Source organism: Candidatus Bathyarchaeota archaeon, from assembly GCA_026014745.1.
GTDB lineage: Archaea > Thermoproteota > Bathyarchaeia > Bathyarchaeales > Bathycorpusculaceae > Bathycorpusculum.
This window is the reverse complement of record JAOZHS010000003.1, coordinates 223211-235446: the sequence shown is the minus strand read 5'-3', so window position 1 is coordinate 235446 and position 12236 is coordinate 223211. Positions and strand designations below refer to the sequence as shown.

General features: G+C 48.5%; 17 protein-coding genes. 6 read left to right on the top strand and 11 right to left on the bottom strand.

Annotation, left to right across the window (positions count from 1 at the left end; translation table 11 throughout):
* Window positions 1-86 precede the first annotated feature (86 nt).
* The 3 genes from NWE92_12410 to NWE92_12400 all read right to left on the bottom strand — a co-directional run bounded on the left by NWE92_12410 (window position 87) and on the right by NWE92_12400 (window position 1897).
* Window positions 87-362, bottom strand: a complete 276-nt coding sequence (locus tag NWE92_12410) for a hypothetical protein (protein ID MCW4030435.1) — start codon at window positions 360-362, stop codon at window positions 87-89.
* A 241-nt stretch (window positions 363-603) separates the two neighbouring features.
* Window positions 604-1599, bottom strand: coding sequence for an NADH:flavin oxidoreductase (locus NWE92_12405; GenBank protein MCW4030434.1), 996 nt, complete (start codon window positions 1597-1599; stop codon window positions 604-606).
* Window positions 1600-1663: 64 nt separating this feature from the next.
* Window positions 1664-1897 (bottom strand): hypothetical protein, encoded by a 234-nt coding sequence (locus NWE92_12400; GenBank protein ID MCW4030433.1) that lies wholly within the window; start codon window positions 1895-1897, stop codon window positions 1664-1666.
* Between the two features lie 151 nt (window positions 1898-2048).
* Between NWE92_12400 and NWE92_12395 the strand changes: the two genes are divergently transcribed.
* Window positions 2049-2798: a DUF72 domain-containing protein gene (locus NWE92_12395; GenBank protein ID MCW4030432.1), complete on the top strand. Its 750-nt coding sequence runs from the start codon at window positions 2049-2051 to the stop codon at window positions 2796-2798.
* Between the two features lie 23 nt (window positions 2799-2821).
* On the opposite strand, the gene NWE92_12390 is transcribed toward NWE92_12395, so the two are convergent.
* Together NWE92_12390 and NWE92_12385 are read right to left on the bottom strand one after the other, a co-directional pair.
* Window positions 2822-4231, bottom strand: coding sequence for a hypothetical protein (locus tag NWE92_12390; GenBank protein MCW4030431.1), 1410 nt, complete (start codon window positions 4229-4231; stop codon window positions 2822-2824).
* A 69-nt stretch (window positions 4232-4300) separates the two neighbouring features.
* Window positions 4301-5146, bottom strand: a complete 846-nt coding sequence (locus tag NWE92_12385) for a hypothetical protein (GenBank protein MCW4030430.1) — start codon at window positions 5144-5146, stop codon at window positions 4301-4303.
* Window positions 5147-5341: 195 nt separating this feature from the next.
* Here NWE92_12385 and NWE92_12380 point away from each other — a divergent pair, with 195 nt between their 5' ends.
* Window positions 5342-5758, top strand: a complete 417-nt coding sequence (locus tag NWE92_12380) for a hypothetical protein (GenBank protein MCW4030429.1) — start codon at window positions 5342-5344, stop codon at window positions 5756-5758.
* On the opposite strand, the gene NWE92_12375 is transcribed toward NWE92_12380, so the two are convergent.
* The gene (locus NWE92_12375) at window positions 5755-5928 is read right to left on the bottom strand and encodes a hypothetical protein (protein MCW4030428.1); all 174 of its coding nucleotides are present in this window, start codon (window positions 5926-5928) and stop codon (window positions 5755-5757) included. The genes NWE92_12380 and NWE92_12375 overlap by 4 nt on opposite strands.
* 79 nt (window positions 5929-6007) lie before the next feature.
* Window positions 6008-6427 carry an OsmC family protein gene (locus NWE92_12370; GenBank protein MCW4030427.1) on the bottom strand — a complete coding sequence of 140 codons (420 nt, stop codon included), beginning with the start codon at window positions 6425-6427 and terminating at the stop codon, window positions 6008-6010.
* 214 nt (window positions 6428-6641) lie between these two features.
* Between NWE92_12370 and tsaA the strand changes: the two genes are divergently transcribed.
* Window positions 6642-7127: a tRNA (N6-threonylcarbamoyladenosine(37)-N6)-methyltransferase TrmO gene (tsaA, locus tag NWE92_12365; GenBank protein ID MCW4030426.1), complete on the top strand. Its 486-nt coding sequence runs from the start codon at window positions 6642-6644 to the stop codon at window positions 7125-7127.
* 10 nt (window positions 7128-7137) lie between these two features.
* Here the strand turns inward: tsaA and NWE92_12360 are convergent, their stop codons facing one another.
* Window positions 7138-7506 (bottom strand): hypothetical protein, encoded by a 369-nt coding sequence (locus tag NWE92_12360; GenBank protein ID MCW4030425.1) that lies wholly within the window; start codon window positions 7504-7506, stop codon window positions 7138-7140.
* Between the two features lie 86 nt (window positions 7507-7592).
* Here NWE92_12360 and NWE92_12355 point away from each other — a divergent pair, with 86 nt between their 5' ends.
* The 3 genes from NWE92_12355 (at window position 7593) to NWE92_12345 (ending at window position 10271) form a co-directional block, all read left to right on the top strand.
* Entirely contained in the window at window positions 7593-8162 is a 570-nt protein-coding gene (locus NWE92_12355) for a winged helix-turn-helix transcriptional regulator (GenBank protein ID MCW4030424.1), read from the top strand.
* Between the two features lie 9 nt (window positions 8163-8171).
* Window positions 8172-9137: an MBL fold metallo-hydrolase gene (locus NWE92_12350; protein MCW4030423.1), complete on the top strand. Its 966-nt coding sequence runs from the start codon at window positions 8172-8174 to the stop codon at window positions 9135-9137.
* Between the two features lie 75 nt (window positions 9138-9212).
* Entirely contained in the window at window positions 9213-10271 is a 1059-nt protein-coding gene (locus NWE92_12345) for a radical SAM protein (protein MCW4030422.1), read from the top strand.
* 80 nt (window positions 10272-10351) lie between these two features.
* Here NWE92_12345 and NWE92_12340 read toward each other — a convergent pair whose 3' ends face one another.
* The 3 genes from NWE92_12340 to proC all read right to left on the bottom strand — a co-directional run bounded on the left by NWE92_12340 (window position 10352) and on the right by proC (window position 12194).
* Complete coding sequence (locus NWE92_12340) at window positions 10352-10609, bottom strand: hypothetical protein (protein MCW4030421.1); 258 nt, start codon at window positions 10607-10609, stop codon at window positions 10352-10354.
* 112 nt (window positions 10610-10721) lie between these two features.
* Window positions 10722-11381: an HAD family phosphatase gene (locus NWE92_12335; protein ID MCW4030420.1), complete on the bottom strand. Its 660-nt coding sequence runs from the start codon at window positions 11379-11381 to the stop codon at window positions 10722-10724.
* A gap of 6 nt (window positions 11382-11387) precedes the next feature.
* Window positions 11388-12194: a pyrroline-5-carboxylate reductase gene (proC, locus tag NWE92_12330; GenBank protein ID MCW4030419.1), complete on the bottom strand. Its 807-nt coding sequence runs from the start codon at window positions 12192-12194 to the stop codon at window positions 11388-11390.
* Window positions 12195-12236: the final 42 nt, after the last annotated feature.

The following is a 12236-nucleotide window of genomic DNA, read 5'->3' as shown; positions in this document are numbered from 1 at the left end:
TAGGATGTATTTAGTTTTTTTGAGTTTCCACAACAACCCTTACCACAGCAACAAGAAACTGTAATGGCAGTTTTGCGTGGTTAGGTCTATGTTTCGTCTGTTGGCATGGCAAAACTGAATTCGCCATTAGCGCATTCGCGGGGTTGTTTGCTGAAGTATTTGGTGACTGTTTCGCCGCGGGGGGTCACTGTGTAGAGTTCTTGGTTTTTTATGCTTTCTCTTTTGATTAAATCCTGCTTTTCAAGGAAACTCATGGCGTTTGAAAGAATGACCTGTGCGATGTTGGTTTTTTCTTGTACGTCAATAATGCTTGAAGCTTTCAATGCGTCTAAGGAACGCAGAATTTCGACGTAAAGTTCCAATTTGGATGGTTTAGGGTTCACCTTAATCACCATGTCTGCATTACTTATGGCTCAAAGATGTAATAACAATGTGTGCGACTTTTTATCTACACATAGCTACCAGCACATCGAGGCGTTAACCTTACTTAGCCGCAGAAGCTAAACTAGGCAACTATGAGGTCTTATCCACCGTTCATTATCCTTTTGCCCATAGTTATTGTATAATATGTAGATCAACCAAGACAGCCCTAGCCGAAATCAATTAAAAACTCGATTTATCGGCTACAGCTTGTATTGTTTGAGCAGCTTTCTGCGCCCACTCAACATCATGCCACAAAGCACGCCCCACAGCAACCAAATCCACCTGCCCCTCACGCACCAACCTATCGGCAAACAGGGGCTCAGCGATGCCGCCCACGCCAATAACGGGTACCCCAACAGATTCCTTAACCTTTTGCGCCTGAGGAACAAAATAGCCCGTCACGTTTCGAAGCTGTTTGGGTTCACTGCCGCACATGCCGCCCGAAACATCCAAAATATCCACGCCCTCTGCCTCAAGCTTTTTGGCAAAGATGATGGCGTCTTCGATGTGGGTGCCATTTGGCGCTAAATCATCCGAGCCCACGCGGTAGAGCAGCAATTTGTTTTTGCCTATGCATTCGCGGACTCTTTTAGTCACCAGCAAAGGAAATTTCATGCGTTTCTCCAATGAACCGCCCCAGTCATCTTCGCGTTTGTTTAGCAGGGGCGAAAGGAACTGGTTGAGCAGATAACTATGCGCGCCATGTAATTCTACGCCGTCAAACCCCGCTTTCATGGCACGTTTAGCTGCCGAAACGTAATCATCCGCAATACATTGAAGTTCTTCTACTTCTAGCGTGCGCGTTTTTCCCCAAGCCGAGGGACCAGCGGGCGTGACGCCGATAACTTTAGCGGTAGCGACCCCGCCAGCGTGGCTAATCTGCACCACAGCCGGCGCCCCCACACTGTGAAGCCCTTCTGCAAGCGCTTGGAATCCTTCAATTAGGCGGTCGTCGTGGATGCCGAGTTGTTTGACGCCGATTTTGCCCGCAGGCGACACATAGGCGTGTTCAACAATGGGTAACCCCACGGCGGAGGATCGGCGAAGGTAGAAGTTTATGAGCTTAGCCGTTACGGCCCCGTCGAAGTCGGCTCGGTTAGTCTGCATCGGCGGATATACAATTCGGTTACGCAAAGTATAGCCCGCAACGGTTAAGGGTGTTAGGAGGTTAGCCAAGTGGCATCGACGCCATAACTCGGCGTTGGCGATATATGAACTAGCCCTTTTTCGGCGTCTTCTATTAAGGCTCTGCTTCTTCTTTAAAAATTACTTTTGTTTGTGAAGTAGCTGCGTTAACGAGGGTTTCCTCAGTGATGGCTTTCTCCATGAGGCTTCGCACCGCCTCGTTTAAGTTGCCTCCAAAGTAGGGTTTCACGATTTTTAGCGCAAACTCCTTGAGAAGCTCGGCGGGCATATTGTGGAAAGTTAACGAAACCAGCAGGTCGTCTTCGGTTGCGGTTTGTATTTGAGTCATTTGTTTCACGTTTTTTCATCTGCTGTTTTTGTTTTAAAGGCAAACGTCCAAACGACTTGGGGCTGCTGGGGAGAGGTCAGTTAAAGTGTACACGCCAAAAAGCAGCTATGAGGTGTCTTGTCACAAAAAATAAAGCCAACCCTACTCGTTGATGCATGAAGGCGCCGCCATGAATTCTCAGTACTATTTGGGCTGCTCCGGCTTTTATTACCCGCTTTGGATTGGTCGATTCTACCCCCCAAAACTCAAAAAAACCCAATGGCTCCCTTACTACGCGCAGTTCTTCAACACGCTTGAAGTCAACAACACCTTCTACCGTTACCCCACAGAAAAACTACTTGCTGGCTGGAACCAGAATCCCCCGCCTGATTTCCGTTTCACCCTAAAAGCCAACCGCGCCATAACCCATACCCGCAAATTCCACAACACCACCCAGCTAACCGAGACCTTCTACAAACTTGCTCACCTTCTAGGCGAGAAGTTGTTGGCGGTGCTGTTTCAGTTGCCCCCGTTTATGCACAAAAACATGGCACTGCTGGATGAAATCGCCGCCCAAATGGACTCTAAGGTGCTCAATGTGCTTGAGTTTCGGCACAAGAGTTGGTGGGACCATGAAGTGTACGATTTTTTGGCGCGGCGTGGGCTGGTTTTTTGTAGTGTTTTTGCACCTGAGTTGCCTGAGGCGCTGGTGGCGTCGGGTGGGGTGGTTTATGTGCGGTTCCACGGCAAAAACGGCCTGTACCACGGCGACTACCCCGAAGCTGAACTTGCGGATTGGGCACAAAAAATCAGGGACCAAACCCCCTCGCGGGTACTCTGCTACTTCAACAATGACATCAACGCTTATGCCCCAAAAAACTGCCAAACCCTAAAAAAACTTTTGGAAAACAAAGAAGGTTGAAGCCTGAGCGCAAGCAGGCTTTTCTAAGGGGTCGGCGGGAAACCCATGGACCAATTTGGCGGTTGGTTTAATTCTTGTTTGTGTTGATGGATGGCGGAGACGGTGGCGGCGACGTTTTTGTCCTCCACCACAAGGATTATTTGGCTGGTGTGGGGGGCGAAGATCCCGCGTTTTACGTTGATGCCTGAAATTGCGCTCATTGCTACTGACGCAACGCCGGGGCTGTCTTTCATGCGGTCGCCGATAAGGGTGACGACGCCCAGACCATACTCGATTTTGAGGTTTTCATCGAACCCTTTGATTTTTTCTTCGTTTTTACGTAGGAAGTCGCTATCTAGAAATAGGAAGTCGCGGATGCGTTCGCCAGTCTCCATAGCCTCTGCGCCAAGGTCAAGGAAATCGTTGCGGCGTTCCCAGATGCGCAAGGCATCTTCGAGACTACGGCTTTTTTCGTCGTTTAGCGATAGGATGGCGCAGCCTGATTTGCCAGTTAAGCATTTGACGACTTCTCCGGGAACTTCTTGGGCTTGAATAACCGAAGTCATTTGGGGTTCGTCGATGGGTACCACGGTTAGGGGCTGGTTGAATCGTCGAGCTACCGCAATGGCGGGGCTCATCACGATTTTCATACCCATCATCGACGCTTTATGGGCTTCATTATAGGTTAAGGCTGAGACGTGTGTGGTTTTTTGGCCTTTGACTACTTTAGGGTCAGCACTTTGAACAGGCACATCTTTATAGAGTAACGTTTGGGTCTGGTAGTTGTCTTTGAGTAGGCAAGATACGAAAACCGCGGTTAAGTCGCTGCCCCCTCTGCCTAAAATCGTTTCAACTCCATCAACCGTAGTCCCCAAGAAACCAGCTAAAGGAACCACCTTTCCCGCTTCTATGAGTCTTGTTAAGCCGTTTAGGCGTTTTTTGCTTAATTCGTAATTGGGATTTGCTTCTTCAAAGTTGTCGTCCGTGATTACGGGCCAGTCATGTAATGAAACTGCATAGGAGTCCATGCCGTGGCTTTTGAGGATATAATCCATCAGTGTGGCCATGGCTACTTCGCCGCCTAAGGTTAGCGTGCGCGCTTTGAGGTTGCCACTAAACCGCTTATTCACGGCGTTTAGGGCGGTTTGTGTGAGGGTTTTGTAGTTTGCGAATTCATTTAGGGCTTGACCTAGCCACTCTGGCTTCACGTACATTCGGGCGAGGTGGTCATAGATCGCAAAGACGGGATCTAAGGGTAACCCGCAGCCCTGCGCGTAGGATTCTCCTATTCGGATGAGCTCGTCAGTGCAGCCCATAGGTGCAGAAAACACCGCAATTGGACCGCGGTCACTTTGGCTTTTGATTTCGTTTATGCGTTGGAGGATTTTGGGGATTCCTTTTCCTTCGACGTCAAGGAGGCTACCGCCGAATTTTGCAACTGAAAGAGTTTTCAAGCGCAAACCACCATAATCGGATTTAACCAACAATGGCAGAATAGAAATTTTTAGCTTTCGGGTACTTCGCTAGAATTCTTCATAGTCTAATTCGGGTGGATTTCGGTTTTGTGCTCTCTTGGCAGCGACACTTATGGCAACCATAACGCCCAAGATGCCTGCAGCTACAAATCCCCACGGAAAAATCTCATTATAAGAAACCGTGGTTGGATCCAGCGGAGGCGTGGGGCTGAGGGGTTTTTGGCCGATTATGAGCGGCGTTGCAGTTGGCGTTTGCTGAGCCGTTGGAAACGGGGTGGGTTTGGGTGTGACGCTGGGGGTTGGTTTGCTGGTTGCGGTAGGTCTGGGGGTAGTAGTTGTCGTTGTTGAACCGCTTGACTGTTGAGATGAAGGTGGTTGCGTAGGTTGTGGGGTAGGTTGCGGTGTGGGGGCTTCCGTTGGCGTGGGTGTTTCGGTTGGGTTCGGTGTAGGTTCTGAGGTTGGAATTGCGGTGGGCTCTGGGGTAGGTGTGGTTGTTGGTCTTGGCGTGGCGGTTGGCGCCGCTGTTGGGGTAGCCGTTGGAATTGGGGTCGGTGAGGGTGTGGTTGTCGGGACGGGGGTTGGGGTGGGCGTTGGTTGGGGCGTTGCCGTCGGGGTTGGTGAGGGGGTTGGCGAAGGGGTAGGTGTAGCTGTAGGTGTTGGAGTTGGAGTCGCGGTCGGTCTAGGCGTGGGAGACGGTGAGGGTGTCGGGGTTGGGGTGGCAGTGGGACTTGGAGTTGCAGTGGGGTCAGCCAGAAGGGTGTAGCTGATTTTGGGGATACTCCTGTTTGATTGGGCTTCTTGCGAGTTAGTGACGAGGCTCCACAACATTATTGCTCCAATCAAAAGTACAATTATGGTTAAAACCATCGCCAGAAAAAATGTTTTCCTAGACATTTCACACACTCAAAACTGAGTCGATACCAGGAACCCTTTTTTGGGGTGACTACACTGGGTTTGATAAGGATTTAATACAATAAATAAGATTGTGGGCTCATATGTGTACCAACAACTAACTCCTCTGCCTCTAAATCCATCATGGAAAGAGAAATAAACGCGCCTTACTTCCCTTTTCTAACAGAGGTTTTTGTTATGTATGATGGTTACGTTTTTTTCTGCACCAGCTCATCTCGACAGCAGTGCCTAAGCACCAGACGTTATGCCTGCGCTGACAAAGACAATAAGCCGCCCCCAGAAATCAAAATAGGCTCTGTAATTTTCCTATTCAACACCGAGGACAAAACTCTGGTTGGACCTTTCACGGCGTTAACTATGGGCGCTTCAGAATTGGATGCAGGTGCATGGACCGAATACGTGGAGACTCATATCCCCTCTGAAGACCTAAAAGTCACTTGGGAAGACTTGCATATCGTCAAAAACGCGTCGGAGCAATTGCTTTTTCTGCGTGACCCTAAAAGTTGTCGGCTTACCACTGCGCAAACCCAGCAGGCGCTTGATGTGCTTAGAGCTGGCGAACTATATTTGTATGCGCGAGAACAAACGCCTTAAGGGGGATATTTTCGGGCTTGTAACTCCACGATTTTGTGGCAGTTTAAGCATCGAATAAAAGTTAACTCAAACCCGTCGAGTACATCGAGTCGTTTTTCGGTGTATACGCGCTGTTTTTTGTGGTCACAGTCACATTCTGACTGACCGAGGTCCAACACGTCATCATCCATACCCGCTGCCTCTATTAAGTACTATAAGAAGAGGGGTAAAAAAGGTTTACAAACAAAAGAAACCCAAATTCCCTAACAATTACTCTTCGGCATTTATTTGGGCTTCAATCTTGACAGGGATGGTGCCGTTGTAGATGAACATGACTGGACAGCGGGCTTCAGTGCGTCTCCAAGCCGCCTCCACTAGGCCTTTGCGTGCTTTGGATTGGATGTTTACTTTCATGGTGACTCCTGATATAGTTGGTGATTCAGGTGTTTTGTCAGCCTCCACGTTTATCTCGATCTTTCCAGGGTCAATTTTGCTGTTTTTACAAATATCCGCATAAATTATAACTCCGCAGCCTGCCAACGACATCAACGCCAACTCTAGAGGTGTGGGTGCAGTGTTGGTTCCGCCTTGGGCTTCAGGCAAATCACAAACAACATTGTGTCCTCTGCCATTATCGGTTACCAAACGGACATTTTCTAAAAGTTTCGCATTTCCCTTTAACTTCGCCATTTGTCATCACACAAAATTGTTTTACTGATTAAAGGTGGCAGGTTTCATCGCTTTTAATGTTTACTTTAAACGTTGGCTGCACCGCGAATATTGATGTCTTGCAACGCAGAGAATCATTTTAGCTCTTCATCGGTTTTTTCCCTGAAAAATCGTGTTTGACGTCAGCATTTTTTTAAGATATGTCTCATCAGTTACATCCATTGGAGTTGCTGTCTTGAGCGCTATAACCTACACGCCCATAGGCATTATCCATTCGCCGTTTCAGGAACCCAAAAACGTCCCCATACAAGCCTCTGCAAGCCAAAACACAATGGGCACAATCGAAATTTACCCTCAATACGCCGAGGGCTTAAAAGACCTCGAAGGTTTCTCGCACCTGTTTCTATTCTACCATTTCAACCGCATAACCGCCTCTAACCTTTTGGTTAAACCCTTCTTAGATGACAAGCCACATGGAGTATTCGCAACTCGTGCCCCCGCAAGACCCAACACCATAGGCTTATCCATTGTCCGTCTCATCAAAATCGAAGGTGCAACTTTGCATATACAAGACGTAGACATCCTTGATGGCACCCCTTTACTTGACATAAAGCCGTATGTGCCTCAATTTGATTACCGCGAAAACGTGAAAATCGGATGGTTTACTAACAAAATCTGTAATCTGCCTTCCACTCAGGACGATGGAAGGTTCTGCAAATAAAAAGGGGGTACTAGAGTGTTTGAGTGGGGGGTAACCCGTCGACTAGTTCGTCGAGTTTTCCCTCGCGGTAGTTGATGAGGGCTTGGTGTGCGGTTGTGCCTTCGGCTTTGAGGACGCTGACTCCGGCGTTTTTGAATGCGTCTAATGCGCTAAGGCTCATGGCGTAGGTGATGATGAAGTCGGGGCAGAGGTCAAGTATGGCTTCTTGGGGGTTGCCTGTACCTTTGAGGCTTTGGTTTTCTTGTGTGGTTATGTTTATGGGTTCGTTGTTGTCGCTTAATTCTACGATGGCGTAGTATGGGGCTGTGCCGAAGCGTTCTGCGATGGGTGAGTTTAAGCCTGTGGGCTCTTCGATGGGGATAACTATTTTTGTTGCCAAAGACGTTCACCTTTTAAGGTTCACTTTGTTTTATCCATAAACTATATTAATATTTTACGTTTAGGAACTAAACGGAAAAGATGAACATGGATGACATAGACAGAAAAATCATCAGCCAACTCCAAACCGACGGACGAACAACACTCGAAGAACTCGCAAAAATCACTGGCTACACCAGCATGGGCACAAAAAAACGCCTCGAAAATCTCCTAAAAAAAGGAACCATCCAAATCAGCGCGCTTGTCAACCCTGCCGCGCTCGAACTCTACCCCGCCATAGTTATGCTTGAAATGGAAGACGCTGAAGCCATGGAAGCCCTCGTTAACCGTTTCAAAGACTGCCCACGCGTAATCCAAATGTTCAAAACCATAGGCGGCTACAACCTCATCGCCATCGTCGTCGCTGAAACCAAAGAAACCTTGGAAAGTATAGCTACCGAAAAATGTTCTCTGCGCTGCAGCAAAGGCATCCGTCGCTCCGAATTTTACCCGGTAAGTGAAACCTATTTCTCGCCGTTTCTGCAGGTTCGAGAAAATCTTGCTCATAAAGAAAACAAACTCGCTCCCTGCCACGTAGACTGCACTCCCTGTAACCGTTTTGAAACCAAACGTTGTGTAGGCTGCCCTACCACGAGCAAATACAAAGGCTCCCTCTGAGGCTACAACATGCAGGGTCCACTAAAAATCGTGGATGTAGATAGAGTAGAAATTACAAGCTTAGTCGACAACACCGTTGATTTGCTCTCAACGACTACTCACCCGCAGGTTCAGTCCCTTTGGCACTGGTGCTCCTCAAGGCAAGGCAAACAGAAGCGTGCCCACATGCCGCTGGGTGAACATGGATTCTGCATGTATGTGCGGGTGTTTAGAGGCGGCAATTCTACGGCGTTTCTGTTTGATGCAGGCGGAAGCCCAAATGTCGCGGTTGAAAACGCAGCAACCATGGGCTTAGACCTCGGCGAAGTGGAGTTTGTGGTTCTCTCTCATGGGCACTATGACCACTTCGGCGGATTGCTCCCACTCATATCAGCCATAGGTAAACCTAGCTTGCCGCTCATCGTGCATGAAGATATGTTCAAGCCACGCGGCACCGCGTATAGAAACGGTTCCATCCAACCCTACCCCGCTTTCCCAAGCCCAGACGACCTAAAAGAGACACAACTCATCTTCACCAAACAACCTAGCCTTCACGCTAACGGAGCAGTCTGCGTTACAGGCGAAATTCCACGGCTTACAGCATTTGAGCAGGGGCTACAGCAACACCAGACCTTCCGAGACGGCAAATGGCACCCCGACCCCCAAATCTCCGACGAACGTGCCATAATCCTAAACGTCAAAGACAAGGGGCTGGTTGTGCTTTCAGGATGCGCTCACGCAGGCATCATCAACACGATTCTTTATGCTCAAAAAATCAGCGGCGTAGAAACCGTTTATGCTGTTTTAGGCGGGTTTCATCTGGCGGGTCGCAGTTTTGAGCTTAAAATCGGCGCAACCGTGGATGAGTTGCTCAAGTTTAAGCCTCGGCTGATTGTGCCCTCACATTGTACGGGATGGCGTGCCCTGTTTGCCATTCACGCGGCGTTGCCTGAAGCGTTTGTTTTGAATAGCGTGGGAAACCGATATCAACTATAGATGATGAAGAAATGAGTTTAAAACATGAATTGTTAAATAGAATATATCGTTTGGATACAAAGAGAGGCTGATACGTTGACTGGTAAAGGTCCAGTGTTTATTATTCCTTGGCGATGCACCTTTGAATGCGACAGCAACTGCGTGCATTGCACCTCCGCAGGTAAATCCAAGGCAACCGACGAAATCGGCACCGAGGACGCCAAAAAAATCGTTGACCAAGCAGCAGACTTCGGCGCCACCTACTTCGGCATAACAGGGGGGCAACCGTTTCTGCGCAAAGACCTCTTTGAAGTGCTTGACTACGCCACAGAAAAGGGGCTATGCACAAGCATCATAACCGACGGACGCATGCTTGACGATGAGGCTTTCAAAAAAATCGTCAAGAACCAAACCAAAATCTCAGTCAGCATCGACGGCTCAGAAGCCAGCAACGATGCGATTCGCGGCAAAGGCGCTTATCACGCCGCTGTTTCTGCGGTTGAACGCTTCTCAAAAGAGAATCTGCTCAACGTTTTAGTTTACACTTTTGCCAACGCAGGCGAAGTCACAAACGTTAACGAGGCTGATATGCGCCACGTACTTGACTTAGCCAAAAAATATGGTGCCCGCTGGGTGGTTTTCCACGGCTTAATTCCCTATAGCAAAGAATGCCTCAAAAATGACCCCACCCCCGACCAATACGAGTGGGCATGCAACAAACTCTACGACCTAACTCAAGAATACAACGGCAACCCCGCTATCAATGTGTACATCCCCTTCTACGCGCGCGTCGCCAAGCAACGGGGCATGCCTGACTTTGACAAGTGGTACAACAGCTTCTTCTTGGGCAGATGCTTCTTTGGCAAATTCATGAGCATAGCCGAAAACGGCGACGGAATCCCATGCAGCTACAACGACGCCTACCGCATCGGCAACATCAAAACAAAGCCCATAAAACAAATCTGGCAAGACATGCAAGACAGCGATTTCTTCAAAAAAGCTCAAGATAAGACAAAAATCAAGGGCAAATGTGGCGTCTGCGAATACAAAGAACTGTGCGGCGGCTGCCGATCCGCAGCGCTGTTCTATACGGGCGACATTTTGGGCCAAGACACAAGATGCGCCTACATACCCGAGGCACTAAGAAAAAAATAGCCTTAAAATTGGTTAGCTGGAGTGGCGTGCATCCAAAAAAGGAAGAGAGAGGGGGGTAAAGGGAATCATCTGGATGCACGTCACACGTTTGCTCTCACATGCCGCCTAAAGAGGAACCCAGCGTTTTTCCGTGATTTGAGAAGGTTTGTTTGGTCGCGGGTTTTGGGGTAATGGATTTTTTGACTGTTTTTGCTGGTGATAAAAACTGAACCGCCGTTTTTTAGGTGCCGCTTTACAGTGCTGAAGTCTACATGGGGGCTCTCTTGAACAGTCACGTCTAAGCTTTCATCGTTATCCAAAAGAAGCACTTGAAAAGTTGCGGGTTCAGTTTTGGTCAAAAAATCGCTCTCCAAAAAACTGATGGGTTAGACTTTGGCTTTTGAGAGTAACTCAATATTTCTTTAAAGTAGTCTTAAAGCTATGTGACTGCACTCCCACAATCACAAGAAATTATTTACCCAAAATAAACGGCAAAATAGTGGGGTTTTTTAGGGATTCTACGATTAAATCAGGGTTTTCTTTTTCTAGTTCTATTTTTGAATAAACCCCCGTAGTAACTGCCACGCAACTCATCCCCGCAGCTTTGGCAGCTTTTACCCCGAACAGTGAATCCTCCAAAACCACACACCTTTCCGGCGGCGCTTTGAGTTGTTGGGCGGTTTTTAGGAAAATCTCTGGGTCTGGCTTAGAGTGAGAGACAGCTTCAACCGTTAAAACCGCATCAAAACAGTCCGCTAACCCTTTAGCTCTAAGCAGATCCATAATTACCGGGCGGCTATTCATCGACGCCAACCCCACCTTAACTTTCCCGTGCAAAGCGTCTAAAAGTTCCCTTGCGCCCTCAAACAGTGCCACTTCATCAGCTAACTGGATTTGAAACTTGCTTTTGTGTTCCACCAGTTGTTTGACGACTTTCTCGTTTACTTTTCGGTTTGCAGCTTGAAGAACTTCGCGGAAAGTTTCAGCGGCGCCGATGCCGATTCGACGCTCAATATAGCTGATGGGCACTTCAAGCTGAATTTCTTTGAGGGCTTTTTGGAAGGAAACCACAATTGCCCGTCGGGTGTCGGCAAGGGTTCCATCCCAATCGAAAATGGCTGCCTCAAACATTCTGGATCAGGTGAGGTTGAGTTTTTCGCGAATGGCTTGGCTCTTTTTGGTGGCTTCTTCGATTGCGCGTATCATGGCGGGGCGGATTTGGCTCTGCTCGATTTGGTAGATGGCTTCTATGGTTGTTCCGCCGGGGGTAGTGGTCATGTCCTTGATTTTAGCTGGGTCCTCAGGTAGGTCAATGACGAGTTTGCCAGTGCCGAGCACGGTTTGGGCAGCACATTTGAGCGCGATGTTGCGAGGCAAACCAACTTTGAGGCCTGCGTATGTTAAGGCTTCGACGATTACGGACATGTAGCCGGGTCCACTGCCGCTCACAGCAGTTATGGCATCCATGTATTTCTCGTCCACTTCGTCGCAGACACCCATCATATCCAGTAGCGCTTTAACTTTGGCTTTATCTTCGGCGGTTACGTTTTCGGTACAGCAATACGCTGTGTAAGCTGCTTGAACCATAGCGCCGAGGTTTGGCATAATTCGCACGATTTTTGCGTCGGGTGCATGTTTGCGTAGAAAACTCAGAGGCACCGTTGCGGCGACGGATATGAGCAGTTTGCCTTTGACTTCTTTGGCAACTTCTTTTAGCACTTTCTCCACGTCGCCGGGTTTAACGATAATAAAGACTATGTCGGCGTTTTCGGCTGCCTTGCAGTTGTCTGAGCCTATTTTGACGCCGAGTTTTTCGAGTTCGCCGAGTTTCTCAGGAAATAGGTCTACGGCTGTGATTTTGCCTTTGTAATTGCCTTTTACGAGGCTTTTGATTATGGCGCTGCCCATCATGCCTGCGCCGATAACTGCGATTTTATCGTTCATAACGTTCACGTCCGCTTGATAGGTAGATTCGGGCTTTACCTT

Bases quoted from the DNA above. Each gene is read 5' to 3' on its own strand.
- NWE92_12400 (MCW4030433.1), bottom strand. From the start codon at position 1,897: ATGACTCAAATACAAACCGCAACCGAAGACGACCTGCTGGTTTCGTTA.
- NWE92_12395 (MCW4030432.1), top strand. From the start codon at position 2,049: ATGCATGAAGGCGCCGCCATGAATTCTCAGTACTATTTGGGCTGCTCC.
- NWE92_12385 (MCW4030430.1), bottom strand. From the start codon at position 5,146: ATGTCTAGGAAAACATTTTTTCTGGCGATGGTTTTAACCATAATTGTA.
- NWE92_12380 (MCW4030429.1), top strand. From the start codon at position 5,342: ATGTATGATGGTTACGTTTTTTTCTGCACCAGCTCATCTCGACAGCAG.
- NWE92_12375 (MCW4030428.1), bottom strand. From the start codon at position 5,928: ATGGATGATGACGTGTTGGACCTCGGTCAGTCAGAATGTGACTGTGAC.
- NWE92_12370 (MCW4030427.1), bottom strand. From the start codon at position 6,427: ATGGCGAAGTTAAAGGGAAATGCGAAACTTTTAGAAAATGTCCGTTTG.
- NWE92_12355 (MCW4030424.1), top strand. From the start codon at position 7,593: ATGGATGACATAGACAGAAAAATCATCAGCCAACTCCAAACCGACGGA.
- NWE92_12350 (MCW4030423.1), top strand. From the start codon at position 8,172: ATGCAGGGTCCACTAAAAATCGTGGATGTAGATAGAGTAGAAATTACA.
- NWE92_12335 (MCW4030420.1), bottom strand. From the start codon at position 11,381: ATGTTTGAGGCAGCCATTTTCGATTGGGATGGAACCCTTGCCGACACC.
- proC (MCW4030419.1), bottom strand. From the start codon at position 12,194: ATGAACGATAAAATCGCAGTTATCGGCGCAGGCATGATGGGCAGCGCC.